This window comes from Streptomyces sp. NPDC088817, assembly GCF_044750345.1.
GTDB lineage: Bacteria > Actinomycetota > Actinomycetes > Streptomycetales > Streptomycetaceae > Streptomyces.
Genome location: NZ_JBIVJN010000001.1, coordinates 416,840 through 439,832 on the forward strand (window position 1 = coordinate 416,840; position 22,993 = coordinate 439,832).

The window sequence follows — 22,993 nt, forward strand, 5'->3', positions numbered from 1 at the left end:
TGGGGTGGACCGGGCCTTCGCCGTTGCTCGCGCCGTGTGCGCTTACACGCCGGCGGTCTCCAGCGCCTTCTCCTCCGCCGTGGCCCGCTTCGCCGCGCGCTTCTTCGCCCGGCGCTCCTTGCGGAGTTCCAGCATGGCGTAGAGCGTCGGGACCAGGAGCAGGGTCAGCAGGGTGGAGGTGATCAGGCCGCCGATCACGACCACGGCCAGCGGCTGGGCGATGAAGCCGCCCTCGCCGGTGATGCCCAGGGCCATCGGGAGCAGGGCGAAGATCGTGGCCAGGGCCGTCATGAGGATCGGGCGCAGACGGTGGCGACCGCCTTCCACCACGGCCTCGACGATTCCGTAGCCCTGCTCGCGGTACTGGTTGACGAGGTCGATCAGCACGATCGCGTTGGTCACCACGATGCCGATCAGCATCAGCATGCCGATCATCGCCGGGACGCCCATGGGCGTGCCCGTGAGGATCAGCAGACCGAGCGCGCCGGTGGCCGCGAACGGGACGGAGACCAGCAGGATCAGCGGCTGGGCCAGCGAGCGGAAGGTCGCGACCAGCAGCATGAAGACGATCGCGATCGCCGCCAGCATGGCCAGGCCCAGGTTCTTGAAGGCGTCGCTCTGGTCGGAGGTGACGCCCCCGATCTCGGCCGTCGCGCCCGCGGGCAGCTTCAGCGCGTCGATCTTGGACTGGAGGTCCGCGCTGACCGCGCCGGTGTTGTCACCGGTCGGCTTGGCCGTGATCGTGGCGGCCCGCTGACCGTCGATCCGGGTCATCGACACCGGTCCGTCGACCAGCTTCACGGTCGCGATGTCGCCGAGCTTCACCGGGCCGAGCCGCAGGTTCTTCAGCTCGTCCAGGGTCGTCGCCGGCTTCGCCGACCGGATGACGACGTTCCGCTCGGTGTCGTCCAGCATCGCCTTGGCCGCGTTGGTGCCCTTGACCGCCTGGGTGACGGCCATGCCGAGGCTCTGGTCGGTGAAGCCGGCCGCCGCCGCCTTGTCGTTGGCCCGCACCGAGATGCGCGGCACGCTCTGCGACAGGTCGCTGGTGACGTCGGTGACGTCCTTCAGCCCGGCGACCGCCGTGCGGACCTGCTCGGCGGCCTGACGCAGCGCGTCGGAGTCACCCGCCTTGACGACCACCTTCAGGTCCTGGTCGCCGAAGCCGCTGCCGGCCGCGACCGTGGTGGTGCCGATGCCGGACAGCTTGTGCAGGCGGTCCTCGATACGGGTACGCACGTCGTCGGCGGACGCGGAGTCCTCGATCATCACCTGGTAGGAGGCGCGGTTGGTGTCCGTGCCGCCGCCGAAGGCCGCCATGAAGCCGGAGGAGCCGATCGTGACCTGGTAGTCCTTCACCCCGTCGACCTTGGCGAGCTCGTGCTCGACCTTGCGGGCCGCGGCGTCCGTCGCCGCCAGGCTGGTGCCCGGCTTCAGCTGCTGCTTGATGCTGAGGACCTTCTGGTCGCCGGCGTCGAAGAAGTTCGTCTTCAGCAGGGGGGTCATGCCGAAGGTGACGAACAGGACGACGACCGCGATCAGCACGCTGGTCAGCCGCCGCCGGGTGGCGAAGCGCAGGACCGGGACGTAGAGGCGCTGGAGACGGCTGGCGGCCTCCTTCTCCTCGGCCTGGCGGCGCGCCTCCTCGGCCTGGGCCGGCGTGCCCTTCGGGGCGCGCAGGAACCAGTACGACAGCACCGGCACGACGGTCAGCGACACCAGCAGCGAGGCCAGCAGGGCCGCGGTGACGGTGAGGCTGAACGGGCCGAACAGCTCGCCCACCATGCCGCCGACCAGGCCGATCGGCAGGAACACGGCGACCGTGGTGAGCGTGGAGGAGGTCACCGCGCCGGCCACCTCGCGCACCGCGGTGAGGATGGCCTCGCGGCGCTCCTCACCGTAGCCGAGGTGGCGCTTGATGTTCTCCAGGACCACGATCGAGTCGTCGACGACCCGGCCGATGGCGATGGTCAGGGCGCCCAGCGTCAGCATGTTCAGCGACAGGTCGCGGGTCCACAGCACGATCAGCGCGAGGACCACGGAGAGCGGGATCGACACCGCCGTCACGAGCGTGGAGCGGACCGAGGCCAGGAAGACCAGGATGACCAGGACCGCGAAGAGCAGGCCGAGCGCGCCCTCGGTGGTCAGGCCGTCGATGGCCTTGGCCACGGCCGGGCCCTGGTCGCTGACCACGGTGATCTTCGCCCCGGAGCCGAGCGCGTCGCGCAGGGCGGGCAGCTTGTCCTCGACGGCGTTCGAGATGGCGACCGCGCTGCCGTCGTGGTCCATGGTGACGACCACGGAGAGGCTGGGCCTGCCGTTCGTACGGGTGATGGAGTCGGCCTTGGCCGGCTCCTGCTCGACGGTGGCGACGTCGCCGAGCCGCACCGGCTTCTTCGCGCCCGCGCCCTCGCCGGCCACCATCAGGTCCTGGATCTGCTTCAGCGAGGTGAAGCCGCCGCCGACCTGGACGGTGCGGTTGGCGCCGTTCTCGTCGAAGGAACCGGCCGGAAGGGTGGCGCCGCCCGCCTGGAGGGCCTGGCTCAGAGCGGCGGAGCTGAGGCCGGCCGCGGCGAGCTTCTTGTCGTCGGGGGTGACGGTGACCTGGAGGTCCCGTGCGCCGTCGACGGTGACCTGGCCCACGCCGTCGATGTTCTTCAGCTCCGGTACGACCGTCCTGCCGAGCTGGTCGGCCAGGGCCTGCTGGTCCTTGTCGGAGGTGACGGCGAGGACGACGGTGGGCATGTCGTCGGTGGAACCGGCCACCACCTGCGGCTCGACGTCGCCCGGAAGCTGGGCGCGGGCCCGGTTGACGGCCTGCTGGACGTCGGCGACGAGCTGCTTGGTGTTGTTGCCGTAGTCGAAGGACGCCATGAGCACGGCGTTGCCCTCGCTGGCCGTGGAGGTGACGCCGGTGATGCCGTCGACGCCCTTCAGGCTGTTCTCGAGGGGCTCGACGACCTGCTTCTCCACGACGTCCGGGGACGCGCCCTGGTAGGGCGCCAGCACGGACACGACGGGAAGCTCGATGGTGGGCAGGAGCTGCTGCTTGAGCTGGGGTATCGCGATCGCCCCGAAGACGAGCGCGACGATCGACATCAGTCCGATCAGGGCCCGTTGCGCGAGGCTGAATCTGGACAGCCAGGACATGGGTCAGGGTCTCTATTCTGTGAGCGGCGGGCGGCACGGGCGCACACAGGGAGCGCCACCCCTACACCTTCGGGCACGCCCGGACGCGGATCCGTAGCCCCCTGGTCCATTTCCGCGGCGCCTCCTACTCCCTGCGCAGTACGCGGGATGCGCGGCGCTCCACCCCTGGACGTACCGGGCCGGGTGCGGCCGCGGGGGCCGCTCACTGCGACCTGGGACGGACCAGTCCGGACTCGTAGGCGATGACGACGAGTTGGGCCCGGTCGCGGGCGCCGAGCTTGGCCATGGCCCGGTTGACGTGGGTCTTCACGGTCAGCGGGCTGACCTCGAGCCGCTCGGCGATCTCGTCGTTGGAGCAGCCGCCGGCGACCTGCACGAGTACCTCGCGCTCCCGCACGGTCAGCGCGTCCAGCCGGGTGGGGCGGGCCCGGTCGCGGCCGTCGTCCGACGCGTCGCCCTGGGCGAGGAAGCGGGCGATCAGGCCCTTGGTGGCCACCGGGGACAGCAGCGCGTCCCCCTGCGCCGCGATCCGGATGGCGCTCAGCAGCTCCTCGGGTTCACTGCCCTTGCCGAGGAAGCCGCTGGCGCCCGCGCGCAGCGACCGCACCACGTAGTCGTCCACCTCGAAGGTGGTCAGGATGACCACGTGCACCTGGGCGAGGGAGGGGTCGGCGCTGATCATGCGGGTCGCCGCGAGGCCGTCGGTGCCGGGCATCCGGATGTCCATGAGCACCACGTCGGCCCGCTGCTCCTTGGCGAGCCGTACGGCCTCCGCGCCGTCGGACGCCTCCCCCACCACCTCCATGTCCGGCTCGGAGTCGACGAGCACCCGGAAGGCACTGCGCAGCAGCGCCTGGTCGTCGGCGAGCAGGACACGGATCGTCATACGGGGTCCCCCGGGGCGCGCGTGCGGGTCTCGACCGGCAGGATCGCATGGACGCGGAAGCCGCCGCCGTAGCGGGGGCCGGTGGTGAGGGTGCCGACCAGGGCGGTGACCCGCTCGCGCATGCCCAGCAGCCCGTGTCCGCCGCCCGTCTGCGTGCCCGCGGTCCGGCCGGCCCCGTCGTCCAGGACCGTGATCTCGATGTGCGGTCCGACGCGTACGACGCTGACCTCGGCCTTCGCCTGGATGCCCGCGTGCTTGTGCACATTGGTGAGGGCCTCCTGGATGACCCGGAACGCGGCCAGGTCCACGGCGGCCGGCAGGGTGGTGCCGTGGTCGGCGCAGGCGACCTCGACGTGCAGTCCGGCGTTGCGGAAGGTGCCGACGAGCTCGTCGAGACGGTCCAGGCCGGGAGCCGGTTCCGTGGGGGCCTCCGGGTCGCCGGACTGCCGGAGCAGGCCCACGGTGGCGCGCAGTTCGTCGAGCGCGGAGCGGCTGGCCTGCCTGACGTGGCCGAGGGCCTCCTTGGCCTGGTCGGGCCGCTTGTCCATGACGTGGGCGGCGACCCCGGCCTGCACATTGACCAGGGCGATGTGGTGGGCGACGACGTCGTGCAGGTCGCGGGCGATGCGCAGGCGTTCCTCGGCAACGCGGCGGCGGGCCTCCTCCTCACGGGTGCGCTCGGCGCGCTCGGCGCGCTCCCTGATGGCGTGCACGAAGGCGCGGCGGCTGCGGACGGCGTCACCGCCGGCGGCGGCCATCCCGGTCCAGGCGAAGATCGCCAGGTTCTCCTGCGCGTACCAGGGCATCGGCCCGGCGAGCATGGCGGCGCCGGTCAGCACGGTCATGGTGGCCAGGCCCAGGCGCAGTGCGGTGAGGCGGTCGGTGGCGGCCGCGACGGTGAAGAGGGCGACCACGGCGGACATGGCGACGGGGGCGCGCGGGTCCCCGGTGACGAACTCGATCACGGACATGGTGCCGGTGGCGGCGAGGACGGTGCGGGGGGCGCGGCGGCGCAGGACGAGGGCGGCGGCGCCGAGGACCATGAGGAACATGCTGAGCAGGTCCGGCCTGCGCACGCCCCAGCTGACGACGTGGTCGCCGCGCGGGCCCACGAAGGAGCCGACCACCATGCACACGAGGACCCCGGCCGCGAGGGCCGCGTCCAGCGCGAGCGGGTGCGCCTTCATCCGGCACCGAGCACGATCGAGGGTGGTCACGCCTGCCTACGGTACGGGGTGACACGCGGCGCGGGGACGGGTGCGTCCGGGGCGCTCGGGACGGGGAAGGCAGCGTCCCGGCGCGGGGCCATGGCGGAACCCGGCGCCGGCAAGGCAGCGTCCCGGCGCAGGGCCACGGCGAAATCCCGGACGGACGGCGGTGCCTGACGCGGGCCACGGCAGAACCCGGCGACGGCAGCGTCCGGCGTGTGCCGCAACGGGACCCGGCGCGGATACCGCGGTGGCTGGCGCGGAGACGGTGGCAGCCCGCGCCCGTGTGGGGCCTGCCGCGGGCCCTGTCCGGGGGATGGCGTGCTCCCCGGACGGGGCGTCGCTCGTCACCCCGCGCCCACCGGGGCCTCACCCGGGGATGAGGCCGTCGTCGCTCAGTAGGTCTCGGACCTCCTCCAAGGTGGCGTCCGCGGAGGGGAGGATCAGGTCGGACGGCTCCAGGGAGTCGTCCGGCACGGGCTCGCCCAGTTCGCGGACCCTGGACAGCAGGGCCGCGAGGGTGCGACGGAAGCCGGGGCCGTCGCCCTTCTCCATCTCGGCCAGGAGTTCGTCGTCCAGCTTGTTCAGGTCGGCGAGGTGGCCGTCGGCCAGCCTCACCTGTCCCTCTCCCATGATCCGTACGATCATGTCGCCCTCCTCGGCGTGGCCCCGGCTGTCGGTGACGTGGCTGCCTCGACGCGGCTACTGCTTGTCGAAGCGGGGGGTGTCCTGCGGCTGCTGCTGGTTCCGGCCCTCGCCCGCGCCGCCCTCGATCGCCTGCCGGTCCCCGGACGAACCTCCCCCAGAGCCAATGGCCTGGGAGGTACCCCCAGCCAGCTCCGCCTTCATGCGCTGAAGCTCCAGCTCCACATCCGTACCACCGGAGAGCCGGTCCAGCTCGGTCTGGATGTCGTCCTTGGCCAGCCCGGACGGGTCGTCCAGGGCGCCGGAGGCGAGCAGCTCGTCGATCGCGCCGGCCCGGGCCTGGAGCTGCGCGGTCTTGTCCTCGGCCCGCTGGATGGCCAGGCCGACGTCGCCCATCTCCTCGGAGATGCCCGAGAACGCCTCGCCGATCCGGGTCTGCGCCTGGGCCGCCGTGTAGGTCGCCTTGATGGTCTCCTTCTTCGTACGGAAGGCGTCGACCTTGGCCTGCAGGCGCTGGGCCGCCAGGGTGAGCTTCTCCTCCTCGCCCTGGAGCGTGGCGTGCTGCGTCTCGAGGTCCGTCACCTGCTGCTGGAGCGCGGCACGGCGCGAGAGCGCCTCACGGGCCAGGTCCTCACGGCCCAGCGCGAGCGCCTTGCGGCCCTGGTCCTCCAGCTTGCCGGACTGCTGCTGCAGCTGGTTCAGCTGGAGCTCCAGGCGCTTGCGGCTGGTCGCCACGTCGGCGACACCGCGCCGCACCTTCTGGAGCAGCTCCAACTGCTTCTGGTACGAGTAATCGAGGGTCTCGCGCGGGTCCTCGGCCCGGTCAAGGGCCTTGTTCGCCTTCGCGCGGAAGATCATCCCCATACGCTTCATGACACCGCTCATGGGCTTCGCGCGCCCCCTTCTGACGGACTCCAGCTCACAGCTCTGCGACAGAACCCACAGTACGGGCCCTGTGACCATTACCGCACTGTTCGGGAGCGGATACGGTCATCCCCAAGGACGACTGCGTCCGCGTCCGCTCCGGCGCAGGGAGGAGGTCGCCCCCCTGACCGACGCGCGACGGTGGCCGCGACGTCCCCTCTGTCCCCCTACAGACGATCGGTGTTGCCGGATCGTTCCCCGCGGGACTGGGGTCCATGCGGGTCAAGCCCTTACCCTTGGGTTTTGTGTTCCGTAGCCGTGCCAAGGAAGAGAAGGCCCCGGTCGCCGACAAGGCACCGGTGAGCTTCTCCAAGCAGTCCCGCGACCCGCAGGCCCCCAAGGGCCGCCCCACGCCCAAGCGGAGTGAGGCGCGTTCCCAGCGCCGCAGTGTCGCCAACACGCCGATGACGCGCAAGGATGCCGCGAAGCGGCAGCGCGAGGAGCGCCGAGTCCAGTTGGAGCGGCAGCGCCAGGCGCTGGCCAGCGGCGACGAGCGCTATCTCCCGGCCCGCGACAAGGGCCCGGTGCGCAGGTTCGCGCGGGACTTCGTCGACTCGCGGTTCAACATCGCGGAGTTCTTCCTGCCGATGGCCGTGGTCATCCTGGTGCTGAGCATGGTCCGGGTGCCCGCGCTGCAGAACATCGCGCTGCTGCTGTGGCTCGTGGTGATCGCCCTGATCGTGCTGGACTCGGCGGTCAGCGCCTTCCGGCTGAAGAAGCGCCTGAGCGAGCGCTACCCGGACCAGAACAAGCGCGGCGCGGTCGCCTACGCCCTGATGCGCTCCCTCCAGATGCGCCGGCTCCGGCTGCCCAAGCCGCAGGTCAAGCGCGGGGAGCGGCCCTGAGCGCGACCGCTTTCTCCGAGGGTGCCGCGGACGCCTGGCTGAACAAACTGGGTGGGCTGCGTGACGTCGTACGACAGGAACTGGTGGCCCGGCAGCTCGACGAGCAGATAGCCGGGCGGTACCCGGTCGGGCAGCGGCTGCGGGTGCTCGACGTGGGGATGGGCCAGGGCACGCAGGCGCTGCGGCTGGCCCGGGCCGGGCACCAGGTCACCGGTCTCGAACGGGACCAGACGATGATCTCCGTGGCGCGTGCCGCGCTGGCCGCCGAGCCGGAGGGCATCCGCGCGCGGATGCGGATCGTCGAGGGTGACGGCCAGGACACCGGCGTGCACTTCCTGCCGGGCAGTTTCGACGTGGTGCTGTGCCATGGGGTGCTGATGTACGTCGAGGAGCCGGACCCGCTGCTCGCGGGGCTGGCCCGGATGCTCGCGCCGGGCGGCCTGCTGTCGCTGCTGGTGCGCAACGGCGACGCGCTGGCGTTGCGCCCGGGGCTGTCCGGCGAGTGGCCGACGGCGCTGTCGGCGTTCGACACGACGGCGTACCGCAACCGGCTCGGGCTCGAGGTGCGGGCGGACCGCCTCGCCCACCTGACGGCGACCCTCGCCGGGATCGGGGCGCCGCTGCGCACCTGGTACGGCGTACGGGTCTTCACGGACACGGCGGCGGACGACGCGGAGCCGCCGGCCGACACCGAGACGCTGGACACCCTCCTGGCGGCGGAGGAACGAGCCGGCCGCACGGATCCCTACCGCGCGGTGGCGGCGCTGCTGCATCTGTGCGGGGTACGCGGCTGACGGTCCGGGCCCTGCGCCGGCCGCCCGTGCTCGCCGCCCGTTCGGGTGTGTACCGGGAGCCGGGGGTGCGGGGCGTGGAGAGACTCGGGGCATGGATGCCTTTCCTGTGCGTGCCCGTGCCGGTACCCGTGCTTCGCGGTCGGTCGCCGTGCTCGCCTGCTGTGCCGCGGTGCTGTCCGGGTGTCACCCGGCGGCCGACCCGCAGGCGGCGGCCAGCGGGTCGCGGGACGCCTCCGGTGGGCCTGACCCCGCCGGTGTCCGGCGGCCTGCCGCTCCGACCGCGGCGAACGATCTGCAGAGCGACTACATGCGGGTGATCAAGCAGGCGCTGCCGTCGGTCGTGCAGATCCAGTCCGGCGACCAGCTCGGGTCCGGGGTCGTGTACGACGACAAGGGACACGTCGTGACCAACGCGCACGTCGTCGGCACCGGGAAGACGTTCCGTGTGACCACGGCGAACAGCGAGGCGTCGCTCACGGCCACGCTGGTCTCCTCGTACCCGGACCAGGATCTCGCCGTCGTCAAGCTGGACCGGGTGCCCCGCGGGCTGAAGGCGGCCACGTTCGGCGAGTCGGGGAAGGTCGAGGTCGGGCAGATCGTCCTGGCCATGGGCTCACCGCTCGGGCTGTCGTCGAGCGTGACCCAGGGGATCGTGTCGGCGACCGGGCGCACCGTCAGCGAGGGGCAGAGCGACAGCGGCACGGGGGCCACGATCGCCGGCATGGTGCAGACGTCGGCCGCGATCAACCCGGGCAACAGCGGGGGCGCGCTGGTGAACCTGAACGGCCAGGTCATCGGCATCCCCACGCTTGCCGCCGCCGACCCTCAGCTCGGCGGCAGCGCCGCGCCCGGCATCGGCTTCGCGATCCCGGCGTCCACGGTGAAGACGATCGCCGGCCAGATCGTGCGGTACGGCAAGGTCGTCGACTCCGGCCGGGCCGCGCTGGGCATCACCGGGCGCACCGTCGTCGACGAGAACTACGAGCCCGCCGGGGTCGCGGTGGTGGACGTGAAGTCGGGCGGGGCCGCGGCGCGTGCGGGCCTCCGGTCCGGGGACATCATCACCAAGGTCGGCGGCAGGAACATCACCACCATCACCTCGCTGTCGGAGGCGCTGGCCGCCGACCGGCCGGGGCAGCGGACGACGGTGACGTACTCGCGCGACAACAGCGAGAAGACGGTGGACGTGACGCTGGGTGAGCAGTGAGCGGGGGCGGCCGTCCGGCGGCGGCCGCCCTGGAACCCGGCCGGCCTCCTACGCCGAGGCCTCGTCCGCGTGCAGGCTCATCGGGCCGTAGATCTCCTTGGCGTCCTCGAACAGCCGGACCTGGTCCGCGCCGCCGTCGGCCAGTTCCTTCCAGTTCTCCCCGATCCAGGACTCGGCGTCGCCCTGCGTGGTGAACTCCTCGGGCTGCACCGCGGGCTGGACCTCCGTCCCGTCGGCCGTCTCGAACCGCCACGTCCATGCCGCCATGTACGCCTCCCTGGTATGAGCACACTGCACAGCACGGGCCGGACCCGGTCCGGCCCCCTGCCCGCAGCCTAGTGCCGGGGCACTGAGGCCTCTCGCGAGCTTCCCGCCTGTGTGGCGGATCATGCCCCGGGCACGGGGTCCGGCATGCGCGCCCGCCGCAGGACAGGGCCCGGCCGGATGCGCGGGACCGGTGGCGGCAGGCGAAAATCGGGTCCGTGGACGTGACTCTGCTCGGCACCGGTGCCCCCGCGGGACTGCCCCGCCCCCACTGTCCCTGCGCGGCCTGCGCGACCGCGTTCGGCGCGGACGCGCGGGCGGCGACCGCGCTGCTCGTGGACGGGGTGCTGCTGCTGGACCTGACCCCCGGCGCGGCGTTCGCGGCGGCGCGGGCGGGGTGTTCGCTGGGCGGTGTGGGGCACGTGCTGCTGTCGCACCCGCACGACGGTCCGGCGGTCGAGGTGCCGGCCGGGCTGCCGCAGCCGGGGCGGGTGCCGGACGGGCGGGAGCTGACGCTGCCGAGCGGGCACCGGGTGCGGGCGGTGGCACTGGACACCCCGGGCACCGGGTACGCGGTGACCGGGCCGGACGGCCGGCGGTTGCTGTACCTGCCGCCGGGCGGCGCGCCGGCCGGTCTGGAGGAGGACTCCGCCGAGACGTACGACATGGTCCTGGCGGACGTGCTGGGCCGCCCCGACGCGTTGGCCAGGCTGCGGTCGGTCGGCGCGGTGGGTCCGGCCGCGGACGTCGTCGCGGTCCACCTCGACCACGACGTGCCGCCGGGTGCCGAGCTGCGCCGGCGGCTCGCGGCGGCGGGGGCACGGGCCGTGCCGGACGGTGCGACGCTGACCGTCGGGGCATACGGGCATGAGTCGGACGTCCCTGACGTGCCCCGGCGCACCCTGGTGCTCGGCGGAGCGCGTTCGGGCAAGTCGGTGGAGGCCGAACGGCGGCTGGAGACCTTCCCCGATGTGCTGTACGTGGCCACCGGCGGCACCCGCGGCGGGGACACCGAGTGGGCGGACCGGGTGGCGGCGCACCGGGAGCGGCGCCCGGGTTCGTGGCGCACGACCGAGACGTGCGACCTCGTGCCGCTGCTCGCGCAGGACGGCCCGCCGCTGCTCGTCGACTGTCTGTCCCTGTGGCTGACGGACGCGATGGACTCCGTCGGCGCCTGGGACGACGCCGAGTGGGCGGGCGGCGGCGAACGCGCCCTGCGCGAACGGGTGACCGCCCTGACCGGCGCCCTGCGCACCACCCGGCGCACCGTGGTGGCGGTCTCCAACGAGGTCGGCTCCGGCATCGTCCCCGCCACCGCCTCCGGCCGCCGCTACCGCGACGAACTCGGCCGCCTGAACGCCGCGTTCGCCGCGGAATGCGAACACGTCCTGCTTGTCGTGGCCGGCCAGGCGCTGGTGCTGCGCGGCTGACCCGGTCCGGGCGGAGGACCGGGCTGCGGGCCGGACGGCGTCAGCTCGGGGCGCGGCGGGCGACGACGCGGTAGGTGTTGGAGAGGCCGGGAGCGCGGCGCAGGAGGGGCGAGAGCAGCAGGTCCAGGAGCGCCACCGCCTCCACCAGGGGGCCGGTGAGAGCGGTCAGGGCGGCGCGCAGGGCGTGCTGGAGGCTGCTGGGCGGGGTGTCGCGCCAGGGGGCGTCGGCGGCGGGCAGCACATGGCCGAGGAGCAGGGCGGCGGCCGCCGAGAGGTCGTTGGGCCGGTGCGGGGTGCGGCGGTCGGTGACGAGGACGGCGCAGCCCTGGGACTCCAGTTCCGCGCGGAGGTTGTCCAGCGGCAGCAGATGCAGATGGCGCGGCTGGCCGTGCGGCAGCCACCAGCGGCCCAGCAGCCGGGCGGGCAGGCACTGCGGGTCGGGCAGCTCGATCAGCAGGTGCCCGCCGGGGCGCAGCGCGGTGAGGGCGCCCCGCAACTCCGCGCGCGGGTCCGGCACATGGGCCAGGTGGTGGAAGACGCTGACCACGTCGTAGCGTCCGCGCAGCCGCTCCGCGATGTGCGGGTCGGCCAGGTGCCCGACGTGGGCCTCCTCGACCCGCCCCCGCTCGCGGGCCCGCTCCACGCGCTGGGTGGGGTCGAGGCCGTCGAAGGCGGTGTACGGGAGCACCTCCCGGGCCGCCCCGGGGAAGTGGCCGTGGCCCGTGCCGACGTCCAGCCAGCTCTCCGGCTCCCCCAGGTGGCTCATCAGGCGGGCGTCGGTGCGGTGCCGGCGGCGGCCGCGGCGGGCGGTGAGCACCGGGTCCGCGAGTCCCGCGAGGCCCTCCGGATCGTCCTCGTCGAAGTCCCGGTGGTAGAAGGCCAGTCCGGCCGCCGTCAGCCGGGGGTTCTGGAAGGCGTGGCCGCAGTCGCGGCACTCGTCGACCGCGAACGTGCCCGGCTTGTGCTGGAGCAGGTCCGGCGCGCGCAGCCGGGTGCGCAGCCGTCCGGAGCCGCACCAGGGGCAGTCCGCGCGGGGCGGCTCCTGGAAACGGCCGGTGCCGTGGGCGAGTTCGGCGGCGTAGGCGAGGCGGCGCGGGTCGTAGAACCCCGGGGCGTACGGCAGGGGCGGCATGGCGGCTCCCGGTGGGTCACTGTGAGAACAAGTCGCTGCAAAGGGAACGTATGGGATCCGGATCTTGGCCGGAAAGACGCCGTACGGGTGTGGTGGCGATGTGGCGCCGCCCGGTGGAATCGGGGCCGGTACTGTTCGGCGAATGAGCTCGCTGAATCTCGACGACTTCACCGATCTGATCGAGCGCCCGGACGGCGGCGTGCGCCGTGACGCCGAGGCGCGCCGGGAGCGTCAGATCGTGCCGCCCGGTGCGCTGGGCCGCCTGGACGACCTGGGTGAGTGGCTGGCCTCGGCGCAGGCCGCCGTGGCGGTACGGGCGGTCGAACGGCCGAAGGCGGTGCTGTTCGCCGGCGACCACGGCGTCGCGGAACTGGGCGTGTCGGTCCACCCCGCGGGCAGTGCCGGGCAGTTGGTACGGGCCGTGCTGGACGGCGGCCGGCCGGTGTCCGTGCTGGCCCGGCGGCTCGGCGTGCCGGTGCGGGTGGTCGACATGGCGCTGGACTGCGCGCCCGAGTCGCTGCCCGAGGACGTCGTACGGCACCGGGTGCGGCGCGGCAGCGGGCGTGTCGACGTGGAGGACGCGCTGACCCTGGAGGAGGCGGAGGCGGCCTTCCGGGCGGGTGTGGCGGTGGCCGACGAGGAGGCCGACTCCGGTACGGACCTGGTGGTGCTGGGCGACATCAGCGTCGGCGGGACCACGGCGGCCGCGGTGCTGATCGCCGCGCTGTGCGGGACGGACGCGTCGGTGGTGACGGGGCGCGGCGGCGAGCCGATCGACGACCTGGCGTGGATGCGCAAGTGCGCGGCGATCCGGGACGCGCTGCGCCGGGCCCGGCCCGTGCTCGGCGACCAGTTGCGGCTGCTGGCCACGGTGGGCGGCGCCGATCTCGCCGCGATGACGGGTTTCCTGCTGCAGTGCGCGGTGCGGAAGCTGCCGGTGATCCTGGACGGTGTGGTGTCCTCGGCGTGCGCGCTGGTGGCGCAGCGGGTGGCGTTCCGGGCGCCGGACTGGTGGCTGGCCGGCCACGACAGCGGCGAGCCGGGCCAGGCCAAGGCCCTGGACCGGATGGCCCTGGAACCGCTCGTGAACCACGGCGTACGGGTCGGCGAGGGCACGGGCGCGCTGCTGGCCCTCTCCCTGGTCCAGAACGCCGCCGCCCTGGCCGCGGAACTCCCCGAGCGCCCGGAGGCGGCCGAGGCCGCGGAGACCGAAGACGGACAGGCGGAGGAGAAGACCCTCGAGGAGTAGCCGCACAACAACCGGCGCACCCCTCCCCCGCGCAGGACCCCCCGGCCGACACGGCGACCGAAACGGCCGGGGGGCCGTCGGCCACGAAGCCGGGTACTGGCCACGACCCCGTTCACCGGGCACCGACCGCCAGCCGCCGGCCACGACGCCGTTCACCGGCCGCTGACCGCTCGCCGCCGGCCGCTGACCGTCCACCACGACACCGGACTCCGGCCGTCCGCCCCGACACCGGGCACCGGCCGTGGGCCGCCGCCAGGCCCGCCCGGGCGCGGCCCGCAGCGCCGCGCCCCGTCGTCCCCCGGCCGGGCGTGCCCGTCGCGCGCGCCGCGCTGAACGGACCCACCGACGCCGCCCGGCCGGGCCGCCCGCGGCGCAACCGTGTGTCCGCGCGGGGCTCGGTGATCAGCCACGCGAGGCCGGACGCCTCCGGTGCGTCACCTCGCGTCCTCCCGCACGGACGGCGGGTGAAAAGGGAGGGTCGCCCAGCGGGCGCCCATATGATCGCTGTTCATGGGAGATGCCCGAATTGCCGTGCGTGAGGAGCGGGTGCCGGTTCGCGTGGCCGAGGCGGGGCGGCCGGGCGGCGGGACCTCACGGCGGGCGGCCGCGTTCGCCGTCTGGTACCTGCGGGCGGTCGCGTTCGTCAACTTCCTCAGTGCGGTGTGGGTCTCCCTGGAGCGGGACGTACGGCGGCACAACCAGGAGGACCTCTTCACGCCGTACCTGCTGACCGCCGGCTTCGCCTCCGGCGTGTTCGCCGCCTTCCTGGCCATCACCATGCGGCGGCGCAAACGGGCCGCCTGGATCCTGAACCTGGCGCTGTCCGGGCCGTTCCTCGTGCTGTTCGCGTTCACCATGACCTTCCCGGAGATCCGCGGCTCCGCGCAGAACTGGATCTCCCTGGCCCTCACCGCCGCCTTCGTCGCCGCGCTGCTGCTCGGCCGCCGCGAGTTCTACGCCAAGGGCGACCGCGCCAACCCACGGCTCGCCGCCGCCGTCGGCCTCGGCGGCCTGCTGGTCTCCTCGCTGCTCGCCACGCTGCTGGTGACGGTCACCAACCAGGCGCCGGACGCGGCCCGTTCGACGTACCTCCAGCGCTGGCACTACGGCACGCTGCGGCTGGTCTCGGTCGCCGCCTCCGAGGCCCGCTTCCCCGGCATCGACACCCCGAACTGGGTGAACGTGTCGATCAACGTGCTCTCCACACTCCTGGTCCTCGCCGTCCTGTACGCCGCCTTCCGCTCCCGCCGCGCCGTCGACCCACTCACCGCCGACGACGAGGGACGGCTGCGGGAGCTGCTGGCCCGGCACGGCGAGCGCGACTCGCTCGGCTACTTCGCGCTGCGCCGGGACAAGAGCGCGATCTGGTCGCCGACCGGCAAGGCCGCCGTCGCCTATCGCGTCCTCGGCGGGGTCAGCCTGGCCTCCGGCGACCCCATCGGCGACCCGGAGGCCTGGCCCGGCGCCATCGAGGGATGGCTGTCCGAGGCGCGGGCGCACGGCTGGATCCCGGCCGTGATGGGCGCGAGCGAGGAGGCCGGCACGGTGTACGCGCGGCACGGCCTGGACGCCCTGGAACTGGGCGACGAGGCCGTGGTCGAGGTCGACGGCTTCACCCTGGAGGGGCGGGCCATGCGCACGGTGCGGCAGGCCTACAACCGGGTCGGGCGGGCCGGGTACTCGGTGCGCGTCCGGCGGCACGAGGACATCCCCGCCGACGAGATGGCGTATCTGACCGCCCGGGCGGACGACTGGCGGGACGGCCCCACCGAACGGGGCTTCAGCATGGCGCTCGGCCGGCTCGGCGACCCGCGCGACGGGCAGTGCGTGATGCTGGAGTGCCATGACGCCCGCGGCGAACTCAGGGCGCTGCTGTCCTTCGTGCCGTGGGGGCCGCACGGGCTGTCCCTGGACGTGATGCGGCGCGACCGGCACGCCGGCAACGGGCTCATGGAGTTCATGGTCCTCGACCTGCTGCGCCGCGCCCGGGAGTTCGGAATCACCCAGGTGTCGCTCAACTTCGCCGTGTTCCGCTCGGTCTTCGAACGGGGGGCGCGTCTCGGCGCGGGACCGGTGCTGAGGCTTTGGCGGTCGCTGCTCGGACTGTTCTCCCGCTGGTGGCAGATCGAGTCGCTGTACCGCGCGAACGCCAAGTACCGGCCCATCTGGGAGCCGCGGTTCCTGCTCTTCGAGAAGAGCGCGGACCTGCTGCGCATCGGCCTCGCGGCGGCACGCGCGGAGGGGTTCCTGGAGGGACCGCGACCGCCGAAGTGGCTGCACCGAGGGCACCTGGAGACGCACGGATGACCGCACTCGCCCGCTGGGCCCGCGCCGAATGGGGACTGCTGTACGCCACCGTGCGCGAGCCGCTGCCGGCGCGGGGCCTGCGGGCCGTCCCGATGACCGCCGCGGCGGTGGGCCTGACGGCGGTGCTCCAGCTGGTGCAGAACCAGTCCTGGGGCTACGGGCTGGTGCAGCACCTCGGGTCCGTACGGGCGGAGGAGCCGCTGTGGCTCGCGCTGCTGCGCACTCCCCTGTCGCTGTTCGTGCCGGCGCTCGACCTGCCGGTGTGGGGCGCGCTGGCGCAGGTCCTGTGCGTGTTCGGCATCGCCGAGATCTGCCTGGGCCGGCCGCGTACCCTCGCCGTCGCCTACGTCGCCACCCTCTCCGGGACCCTGTACGCGCGCGTGGGCGTCGCCCTCGGCCCGGACCACCCGCTCGGCCTGCCCGGCACGGACGCGCACGTGGTGGACACCGGGCCGTCGGCGGCCGTGGTGGGTCTCGCGGTCTACGTCGGCTGCCGCTACGGCGCGTACGTCACGGCGGGCGCGGTGGCCGCGGCCATGGCGCTGGAGGTCGGCCTGAAGCAGAACCTGGCCGGCAAGGAGCATCTGGCGGCGATCGCCGGGGTGCTGCTGCTGTGCCCGCTGTCGGCGGCCCGGCGCCGCGCGCCACGCACCACGGCGCCGTCCGCACCGTACCCGCCGTACCTGCCGGTGAAGGCATCATCCGCGCCCGGTGAGATGCCGTCCGCGCCGGTGGAGACACCATCCACGCCCGGCGGGATGCCGTCCACGCCGGTGGAGACACCATCCACGCCCGGCGGGATGCCGTCCACGCCGGTGGAGACACCATCCACGCCCGGCGGGATGCCCTCCGCGCCCGGCGCGGTGTCATCTGCGCCCGGGCAGGCGGGCCGGCTGCTGGTCGGGTTTGCCGGCGATCCAGTCCTGGAACGCCCGTCGGGGGCCCGACCAGCGGCGGTCGTGCCGGTCGGCGCGGCGGCCGGCCCGGGCCAGGGCGCGCGGGCGGCGGCCGTAGAAGCGCCTGGCCCAATAGGAGTCGGGGCGGGCCAGGCGGATCGCGCCGAACAGCGCGAGGAACGGGATGATCACGCCGAACAGCGCGATACGGCCCTTGCCCTTGCTCAGGGCCACGAGGGAGAAGAAGAAGTTCACGACCACGCTGGTGATGACCGCCCCGCGGTCCTGCAGTTCGGCCTGGGTCAGGTTGTTGACGCCGAACGGGGAGAAACCGGCGAGCACCAGGGCGACCAGCGCCGCGGTGAGCACCACGACCTCGACGCTCTTGCGGCCCGACTCGGTCCAGTAGACGTCGTCCAGGTGCAGGATCAGCGCGAACTCGTCCAGCACGAGGCCCGCGCCGACGCCGAAGACGACCGCGAAGACCGCCGTGCCGACCGCGTGCCGGCCGCTGCTGGCCACCACGCCGAAACCGCCGAAGATGGTCAGCACGACGCCGGGCACGGCGTGGTGGATGTGCAGCCCGCCGGCCTTGACGTTGCGGAAGGGGCCCTTGCCGGCGCGGATCAGGCGGGTGATCACCCGGGTGACCACGAAGGTGAGGACGAAGGCGGCCAGGGCCAGGAGCAGGGGCAGCTTGCCGGGTTCGACGATGTTCCGCTGCAGCCAGTGCCCCATGTATGCAGTGTGCCGCCTTCCCCGGTCACCCGCCCGCCCGCCGGGGGGCCCGCGCAGGTCCCGTAGTCTGCCCGCGTGTTCAGGATCCCCTCGTCGCACGGGCCGCGGTTCGCCTTCGGCACCCTCACCGTCCTGCCGGTCAGGGTGACCCGCTGGGACCGCGAGGCGGCGCGCGGCGGGATGCTCTGCGCGCCGCTCGCCGGACTCGTGGTCGGGGTCGCGGCGGCGGGCGTGGGACTGCTGCTCCTGCTCGCCGGCGCCGGCGCGCCGCTGGCAGCCGTCGGCACCGTCGCCGTACCGGCGGCGCTGACCCGCGGCCTGCACCTGGACGGGCTGGCCGACACCGCGGACGGGCTCGGCAGCGGCAAGCCCGCCGAGGACGCGCTGCGGATCATGAAGCAGTCGGACATCGGCCCCTTCGGCGTGATCACGCTCGTGCTCGTGCTGCTCGCCCAGGCGGCCGCCCTGACCCGGGCCTACGACGGCTCCTGGGCCCGCGGCGCGCTCGCCGCCGTGGTCTCGGCCACGGTCGCCCGGCTGACCCTGACGCTGGCCGCCCGCGCCGGGGTGCCGGCCGCCCGCCCCGAGGGGCTGGGGGCCGCGGTGGCGGGGGTGGTCCCGGGGCCGGGCGCGATCGGCGCGGTCCTCGCAGTCGCGGCGGCCGCGACGACGGCGGGCGCGTTCCTCGGCACCCACGTCTGGGTGCTCACGGCGCTGGCCGTGGTCGCCGCCCTGGCCGCCTCCGAACTCCTCCTGCGCCACTGCACGCGCCGCTTCGGCGGGGTGACGGGCGACGTGTTCGGCGCGCTCGCCGAGACGGCCGCCACCACCGCGCTGGTCCTCCTGGCCCTGCGCTGAGCGGTCTCAGCAGGTACGGCGCCACACGCCCAGTTCGTACTTCTTCAGCAGCGAGCTGAGCCTCAGCCGGCCGGACTGCGCGCAGAACTTGCTGGTCGGCAGCTCGTACTCGGCGTGGAACACCGCCTTGCCCGCCGCGACGAACGGCTTCAGCACGGCGCACTCGCCGTACTGGGCGCACTGTTCGTTGACCGCGAAGTCGAAGTCCGCGACCAGCTGGGGGATCTGGTCCAGGTCGTTCTTCAGGCCGACCGCCATGCCCCGGTCGTGGGCCAGCCTCGCCACCAGGCGGTTGTAGCGGAGCTGGTCGGCGGCGGTCAGCGGGAAGCCGGTGCGGTTCCGGTAGCCGTCCATGTTGTCCGGCTCCACCGCGTCGAAGCCCTTCTCGCGGCACATGTCGAGGCGGGCCGCCATCAGCGGTTCGAGCACGTCGGTACGGCGGATGTCGAGCCAGCGCTCGCCCTTCCAGCCGTTGCCCCGGCCGAGGACGGAGGCCGGGAACTTCCTCGCGTCCGGGCGGAACTCCTCCCAGGCGCCGGTCGAGACGTAGCAGATCACCTTGCGGCCCTCGCGGTGCAGCCGGGCGACCGTGGCCGCCGGGTGGTCGAAGCCGTCGATGTCGTAGACCTCCGCCGGTACGGAGGTGTCGAGGCGGCCGCTGAGCTGCCACTGCCAGCTCGTGCCCGGCCTCGGCTGCCAGCGCGCGGCGGCCGGGCGGCCCGCGTCGTCGCCGCCGCCGCCGTCCGGGCGGGCGGCGCAGCCCGCGAGCAGCAGGAGTGCGGCGGTCGGCGCGAGGACGCGCGTGATCAGTGCTCTCAACGGGCGGGCTCCCGGGTGCCGTGACGGACGTACGTCCGACGATCTTCTCCGATCGCGTTGCCGCGCACGTCGGTCGCCCGGCCGGTCGGCGGCCGGCGCCTCGCGCCGCGGCCGTCACGTGCCGGTTCCGGCCACGGTGCGGGAACCGGCGTGTGACGGCGGCGTCTCCCCCTGGTGAACACCCGCGGGAGTGTGCGATCCCGTGACGCGCGTAGGCTCGTGCCGGGTGTTTGCCTGCCCGGGTGAAGACCGCACCGTATGAAGGACTTATGGTCGGGCCCGGTCGACCCACCCGAATTCGGCCAACCACCTTTCACAGGGAAGCGAGATTTCACCACCGTGACTGCTCTCACTCTCAGCACCACCGCGGCGCCCGGCCTGGAGGCCGACGCGATCGTGGTCGGTGTCGCCAAGGACTCCGGATCACAGTCCGGGGACCTGGTCGTAGCCCCGGGCGCCGAGGCTGTCGTCGAGGCCTACGACGGCAAGCTCGCCGACGTCCTGGGGACCCTCGGCGCCTCCGGTGCCGAGGGCGAGGTGACCAAGCTGCCCGCGCCGTCCGGCTTCCAGGCCCCGCTCGTGCTCGCGGTGGGCCTCGGCCCCCGGCCCGAGAAGGACTCCGGCTACGACGCCGAGGCGCTGCGCCGGGCCGCCGGTGCCGCCGCCCGTGCGCTCGCCGGGTCGGAGAAGGCCGGCTTCGCGCTGCCGGTGGCGGACGCCGCCGCTGCCGCCGCGATCGGCGAGGGCGCGCTGCTCGGCGCGTACTCCTTCGACGCCTACAAGGAGAACGGCAAGGACGCCGGGGCCCGCAACGGCAAGGCCCCGCTCGGCGAGGCCGTGCTGCTCGGCGGCGCGTCCGGCGACAAGGCGTTCGAGGCGGCCGTCGAGCGCGCCACCGCCCTGTCCGAGGAGCTCAACCGCGCCCGCGACCTGATCAACATCCCGCCGAACGACCTGAACCCGGCCGCGTTCGCCGCCGTCGCCGAGGAGGCGGCCAAGGAGCACGGCCTGAAGGTGCAGGTGCTCGACGAGAAGGCGCTCGCCGAGGGCGGCTACGGCGGCATCCTGGGCGTCGGCTCCGGCTCGGCGTCGGCCCCGCGGCTGGTCAAGCTGTCGTACACCAGCCCCAAGGCGAAGAAGCACCTCGCCCTGGTCGGCAAGGGCATCACCTACGACTCGGGCGGCATCTCGCTCAAGCCGGCCGGCCACAACGAGACGATGAAGTGCGACATGAGCGGTGCCGCCGCCGTGTTCGCCGCCGTCGTCGCCGCCGCGCGGCTCGGCCTGGAGGTCAACGTGACCGGCTGGCTGGCGCTGGCCGAGAACATGCCCTCCGGCTCCGCCACCCGCCCCGGCGACGTGCTGCGCATGTACAGCGGCAAGACGGTGGAGGTGCTCAACACCGACGCCGAGGGCCGGCTCGTCCTCGCGGACGCGCTGTGGGCCGCCTCGCAGGAGAACCCGGACGCGATCATCGACGTGGCCACGCTGACCGGCGCGATGGTGCTGGCGCTCGGCAGCCGCACCTTCGGGATCATGGCGAACGACGACGCGTTCCGCTCCGCCATCCACGAGGCCGCGGAGGAGGTCGGCGAGGAGGCGTGGCCCATGCCTCTGCCGGAGCACCTGCGCAAGGGGATGGACTCCCCGACCGCCGACATGGCCAACATGGGCGAGCGCATGGGCGGCGGTCTTGTCGCCGGTCTGTTCCTGCGCGAGTTCGTCGGCGAGGGCATCACGTGGGCGCACCTCGACATCGCGGGCCCGGCCTTCAACGAGGGCGGTCCGTTCGGCTACACGCCGAAGGGCGGCACCGGGTCGGCGGTCCGGACGCTGGTGCGTCTCGCCGAGCTCGCCGCCGCCGGCGACCTCGGCTGAGTCGGCCCTCGGCCGAGTCGGTCTCACGGCCGTCGTCCGGTGCGCCGGACGACGGCCCTGCCGCGCGGGCGCCGGTCGCGCCCGCGCGGCGCGGCCGCACACGGCGGAAACCGCGCCCCTCCTCCTGGGTCCGCGGTCCTCACGGAGCCTGCGGACGTGGGCTGTATCACACTCCAGCCCCGCGTCTCGTTCACTCCCGACAAGTGCGAAGATGGGCGTCGGCAGGACAGGGCCCCCACCGAAGGGCCGAAACTCAAGCGGCCGGACACCAGCCGCCTGCCGGTCACCGACGACCGGCGTACGGCGCACATGCATGGAGGACGTGACGTGGCGAACGACGCCAGCACCGTTTTCGACCTAGTGATCCTCGGCGGTGGCAGCGGTGGTTACGCCGCGGCCCTGCGCGGGGCGCAGCTGGGCCTGGACGTCGCCCTGATCGAGAAGGACAAGGTCGGCGGTACCTGCCTGCACCGGGGTTGCATCCCCACCAAGGCCCTGCTGCACGCGGGCGAGATCGCCGACCAGGCCCGCGAGAGCGAGCAGTTCGGTGTGAAGGCCAGCTTCGAGGGCATCGACGTGCCCGCCGTCCACAAGTACAAGGACGACGTCATCTCGGGCCTGTACAAGGGCCTGCAGGGGCTCATCGCCTCCCGCAAGGTGACCTACATCGAGGGCGAGGGGCGGCTGTCCTCCCCGACCTCCGTCGACGTCAACGGGCAGCGGGTCCAGGGCCGCCACGTCCTCCTGGCGACCGGTTCCGTGCCGAAGTCCCTGCCGGGCCTGCAGATCGACGGCAACCGCATCATCTCCTCCGACCACGCCCTCGTCCTCGACCGCGTGCCGCAGTCCGCGATCATCCTGGGCGGCGGTGTCATCGGCGTCGAGTTCGCGTCCGCGTGGAAGTCCTTCGGCACCGACGTCACGATCGTCGAGGGCCTGAAGCACCTCGTCCCGGTCGAGGACGAGAACTCCTCGAAGCTGCTGGAGCGCGCCTTCCGCAAGCGCGGGATCAAGTTCAACCTGGGCACCTTCTTCCAGAAGGCCGAGTACACCCAGAACGGTGTCAAGGTCACCCTGGCCGACGGTAAGGAGTTCGAGGCCGAGGTCCTGCTCGTCGCCATCGGCCGCGGCCCGGTCTCCCAGGGCCTGGGCTACGAGGAGGCCGGGGTCGCCATGGACCGCGGCTATGTCCTCGTCGACGAGTACATGCGCACCAACGTCCCGACCATCTCCGCCGTCGGTGACCTGGTCCCGACGCTCCAGCTCGCGCACGTCGGCTTCGCCGAGGGCATCCTGGTGGCGGAGCGTCTGGCCGGTCTGAAGACCGTTCCGATCGACTACGACGGTGTTCCGCGGGTGACGTACTGCCACCCGGAGGTCGCCTCCGTCGGCATCACCGAGGCCAAGGCCAAGGAGATCTACGGCGCGGACAAGGTCGTCGCCCTGAAGTACAACCTGGCGGGCAACGGCAAGAGCAAGATCCTCAAGACCGCGGGCGAGATCAAGCTCGTCCAGGTCAAGGACGGTGCCGTGGTCGGCGTCCACATGGTCGGCGACCGCATGGGCGAGCAGGTCGGCGAGGCCCAGCTGATCTACAACTGGGAGGCGCTGCCGGCCGAGGTGGCCCAGCTCATCCACGCCCACCCGACCCAGAACGAGGCGCTCGGCGAGGCCCACCTGGCCCTGGCCGGCAAGCCGCTGCACTCCCACGACTGACGCCTCACGTCATCGGGCGCGACGACACAGACTTCCGTAATTCGTTA

The 22,993-nt window shown here is 73.3% G+C and carries 18 protein-coding genes and 1 pseudogene; 10 read left to right on the top strand and 9 right to left on the bottom strand.

Going from position 1 to position 22,993, the window contains the following annotated elements:
- Positions 1 to 42: 42 nt before the first annotated feature.
- The 5 genes from ACIP4X_RS01935 to ACIP4X_RS01955 all read right to left on the bottom strand — a co-directional run bounded on the left by ACIP4X_RS01935 (position 43) and on the right by ACIP4X_RS01955 (position 6,762).
- Positions 43 to 3,150 (bottom strand): efflux RND transporter permease subunit, encoded by a 3,108-nt coding sequence (locus tag ACIP4X_RS01935; protein WP_401346190.1) that lies wholly within the window; start codon positions 3,148 to 3,150, stop codon positions 43 to 45.
- Positions 3,151 to 3,352: 202 nt separating this feature from the next.
- Positions 3,353 to 4,036, bottom strand: a complete 684-nt coding sequence (locus ACIP4X_RS01940; protein WP_358731068.1) for a response regulator transcription factor — start codon at positions 4,034 to 4,036, stop codon at positions 3,353 to 3,355.
- Positions 4,033 to 5,253 carry a sensor histidine kinase gene (locus ACIP4X_RS01945; protein ID WP_401346193.1) on the bottom strand — a complete coding sequence of 407 codons (1,221 nt, stop codon included), beginning with the start codon at positions 5,251 to 5,253 and terminating at the stop codon, positions 4,033 to 4,035. The genes ACIP4X_RS01940 and ACIP4X_RS01945 overlap by 4 nt, the downstream gene beginning before the upstream one ends.
- 360 nt (positions 5,254 to 5,613) lie before the next feature.
- A complete protein-coding gene (locus tag ACIP4X_RS01950) occupies positions 5,614 to 5,892 on the bottom strand; it encodes a hypothetical protein (RefSeq protein ID WP_100572286.1) in 279 nt (92 codons plus the stop codon).
- A gap of 54 nt (positions 5,893 to 5,946) precedes the next feature.
- Positions 5,947 to 6,762, bottom strand: a complete 816-nt coding sequence (locus ACIP4X_RS01955; protein ID WP_358731065.1) for a PspA/IM30 family protein — start codon at positions 6,760 to 6,762, stop codon at positions 5,947 to 5,949.
- 296 nt (positions 6,763 to 7,058) lie between these two features.
- On the opposite strand from ACIP4X_RS01955, the gene ACIP4X_RS01960 reads away from it, so the two are divergent.
- The 3 genes from ACIP4X_RS01960 to ACIP4X_RS01970 all read left to right on the top strand — a co-directional run bounded on the left by ACIP4X_RS01960 (position 7,059) and on the right by ACIP4X_RS01970 (position 9,659).
- Entirely contained in the window at positions 7,059 to 7,658 is a 600-nt protein-coding gene (locus ACIP4X_RS01960) for a DUF3043 domain-containing protein (RefSeq protein ID WP_358731063.1), read from the top strand.
- Positions 7,659 to 7,741: 83 nt separating this feature from the next.
- Positions 7,742 to 8,452, top strand: a complete 711-nt coding sequence (locus tag ACIP4X_RS01965) for a methyltransferase domain-containing protein (protein ID WP_391453438.1) — start codon at positions 7,742 to 7,744, stop codon at positions 8,450 to 8,452.
- Between the two features lie 91 nt (positions 8,453 to 8,543).
- The gene (locus ACIP4X_RS01970; protein ID WP_401346197.1) at positions 8,544 to 9,659 is read left to right on the top strand and encodes a trypsin-like peptidase domain-containing protein; all 1,116 of its coding nucleotides are present in this window, start codon (positions 8,544 to 8,546) and stop codon (positions 9,657 to 9,659) included.
- Positions 9,660 to 9,707: 48 nt separating this feature from the next.
- On the opposite strand, the gene ACIP4X_RS01975 is transcribed toward ACIP4X_RS01970, so the two are convergent.
- Positions 9,708 to 9,926 carry a hypothetical protein gene (locus ACIP4X_RS01975; protein ID WP_358731058.1) on the bottom strand — a complete coding sequence of 73 codons (219 nt, stop codon included), beginning with the start codon at positions 9,924 to 9,926 and terminating at the stop codon, positions 9,708 to 9,710.
- Between the two features lie 215 nt (positions 9,927 to 10,141).
- Here ACIP4X_RS01975 and ACIP4X_RS01980 point away from each other — a divergent pair, with 215 nt between their 5' ends.
- Positions 10,142 to 11,353 carry a bifunctional adenosylcobinamide kinase/adenosylcobinamide-phosphate guanylyltransferase gene (locus ACIP4X_RS01980; RefSeq protein WP_358731056.1) on the top strand — a complete coding sequence of 404 codons (1,212 nt, stop codon included), beginning with the start codon at positions 10,142 to 10,144 and terminating at the stop codon, positions 11,351 to 11,353.
- A 40-nt stretch (positions 11,354 to 11,393) separates the two neighbouring features.
- On the opposite strand, the gene ACIP4X_RS01985 is transcribed toward ACIP4X_RS01980, so the two are convergent.
- Complete coding sequence (locus ACIP4X_RS01985) at positions 11,394 to 12,485, bottom strand: methyltransferase domain-containing protein (protein WP_391453431.1); 1,092 nt, start codon at positions 12,483 to 12,485, stop codon at positions 11,394 to 11,396.
- A 142-nt stretch (positions 12,486 to 12,627) separates the two neighbouring features.
- On the opposite strand from ACIP4X_RS01985, the gene cobT reads away from it, so the two are divergent.
- The 3 genes and pseudogenes from cobT to ACIP4X_RS02000 form a co-directional block, all read left to right on the top strand.
- The gene (gene cobT, locus ACIP4X_RS01990) at positions 12,628 to 13,734 is read left to right on the top strand and encodes a nicotinate-nucleotide--dimethylbenzimidazole phosphoribosyltransferase (RefSeq protein WP_391453429.1); all 1,107 of its coding nucleotides are present in this window, start codon (positions 12,628 to 12,630) and stop codon (positions 13,732 to 13,734) included.
- A 510-nt stretch (positions 13,735 to 14,244) separates the two neighbouring features.
- Positions 14,245 to 16,041, top strand: coding sequence for a phosphatidylglycerol lysyltransferase domain-containing protein (locus tag ACIP4X_RS01995; protein ID WP_358731050.1), 1,797 nt, complete (start codon positions 14,245 to 14,247; stop codon positions 16,039 to 16,041).
- A pseudogene (locus ACIP4X_RS02000) lies at positions 16,038 to 16,685 on the top strand (hypothetical protein); the annotation flags it as partial. The gene ACIP4X_RS01995 and the pseudogene ACIP4X_RS02000, both read left to right, overlap by 4 nt.
- A gap of 222 nt (positions 16,686 to 16,907) precedes the next feature.
- Here the strand turns inward: ACIP4X_RS02000 and ACIP4X_RS02005 are convergent.
- Positions 16,908 to 17,675 carry a hypothetical protein gene (locus ACIP4X_RS02005; RefSeq protein WP_358731048.1) on the bottom strand — a complete coding sequence of 256 codons (768 nt, stop codon included), beginning with the start codon at positions 17,673 to 17,675 and terminating at the stop codon, positions 16,908 to 16,910.
- Positions 17,676 to 17,750: 75 nt separating this feature from the next.
- Between ACIP4X_RS02005 and ACIP4X_RS02010 the strand changes: the two genes are divergently transcribed.
- A complete protein-coding gene (locus ACIP4X_RS02010; RefSeq protein ID WP_401346203.1) occupies positions 17,751 to 18,533 on the top strand; it encodes an adenosylcobinamide-GDP ribazoletransferase in 783 nt (260 codons plus the stop codon).
- 6 nt (positions 18,534 to 18,539) lie between these two features.
- Here the strand turns inward: ACIP4X_RS02010 and ACIP4X_RS02015 are convergent, their stop codons facing one another.
- Positions 18,540 to 19,352 carry an endo alpha-1,4 polygalactosaminidase gene (locus ACIP4X_RS02015; protein WP_401346206.1) on the bottom strand — a complete coding sequence of 271 codons (813 nt, stop codon included), beginning with the start codon at positions 19,350 to 19,352 and terminating at the stop codon, positions 18,540 to 18,542.
- A 339-nt stretch (positions 19,353 to 19,691) separates the two neighbouring features.
- Here ACIP4X_RS02015 and ACIP4X_RS02020 point away from each other — a divergent pair, with 339 nt between their 5' ends.
- Together ACIP4X_RS02020 and lpdA are read left to right on the top strand one after the other, a co-directional pair.
- Complete coding sequence (locus ACIP4X_RS02020) at positions 19,692 to 21,230, top strand: leucyl aminopeptidase (RefSeq protein ID WP_391453422.1); 1,539 nt, start codon at positions 19,692 to 19,694, stop codon at positions 21,228 to 21,230.
- A 327-nt stretch (positions 21,231 to 21,557) separates the two neighbouring features.
- Entirely contained in the window at positions 21,558 to 22,946 is a 1,389-nt protein-coding gene (gene lpdA / locus ACIP4X_RS02025; RefSeq protein WP_358731043.1) for a dihydrolipoyl dehydrogenase, read from the top strand.
- Positions 22,947 to 22,993: the final 47 nt, after the last annotated feature.

Excerpts from the sequence above, each read along its gene's own strand:
- ACIP4X_RS01985 (WP_391453431.1), bottom strand. The coding sequence starts at position 12,485 with ATGCCGCCCCTGCCGTACGCCCCGGGGTTCTACGACCCGCGCCGCCTC.
- ACIP4X_RS02005 (WP_358731048.1), bottom strand. The coding sequence starts at position 17,675 with ATGGGGCACTGGCTGCAGCGGAACATCGTCGAACCCGGCAAGCTGCCC.
- ACIP4X_RS01955 (WP_358731065.1), bottom strand. The coding sequence starts at position 6,762 with ATGAAGCGTATGGGGATGATCTTCCGCGCGAAGGCGAACAAGGCCCTT.
- ACIP4X_RS01975 (WP_358731058.1), bottom strand. The coding sequence starts at position 9,926 with ATGGCGGCATGGACGTGGCGGTTCGAGACGGCCGACGGGACGGAGGTC.
- ACIP4X_RS01950 (WP_100572286.1), bottom strand. The coding sequence starts at position 5,892 with ATGATCGTACGGATCATGGGAGAGGGACAGGTGAGGCTGGCCGACGGC.
- ACIP4X_RS01940 (WP_358731068.1), bottom strand. The coding sequence starts at position 4,036 with ATGACGATCCGTGTCCTGCTCGCCGACGACCAGGCGCTGCTGCGCAGT.
- ACIP4X_RS01995 (WP_358731050.1), top strand. The coding sequence starts at position 14,245 with ATGGGAGATGCCCGAATTGCCGTGCGTGAGGAGCGGGTGCCGGTTCGC.
- ACIP4X_RS01935 (WP_401346190.1), bottom strand. The coding sequence starts at position 3,150 with ATGTCCTGGCTGTCCAGATTCAGCCTCGCGCAACGGGCCCTGATCGGA.
- cobT (WP_391453429.1), top strand. The coding sequence starts at position 12,628 with ATGAGCTCGCTGAATCTCGACGACTTCACCGATCTGATCGAGCGCCCG.
- ACIP4X_RS01970 (WP_401346197.1), top strand. The coding sequence starts at position 8,544 with ATGGATGCCTTTCCTGTGCGTGCCCGTGCCGGTACCCGTGCTTCGCGG.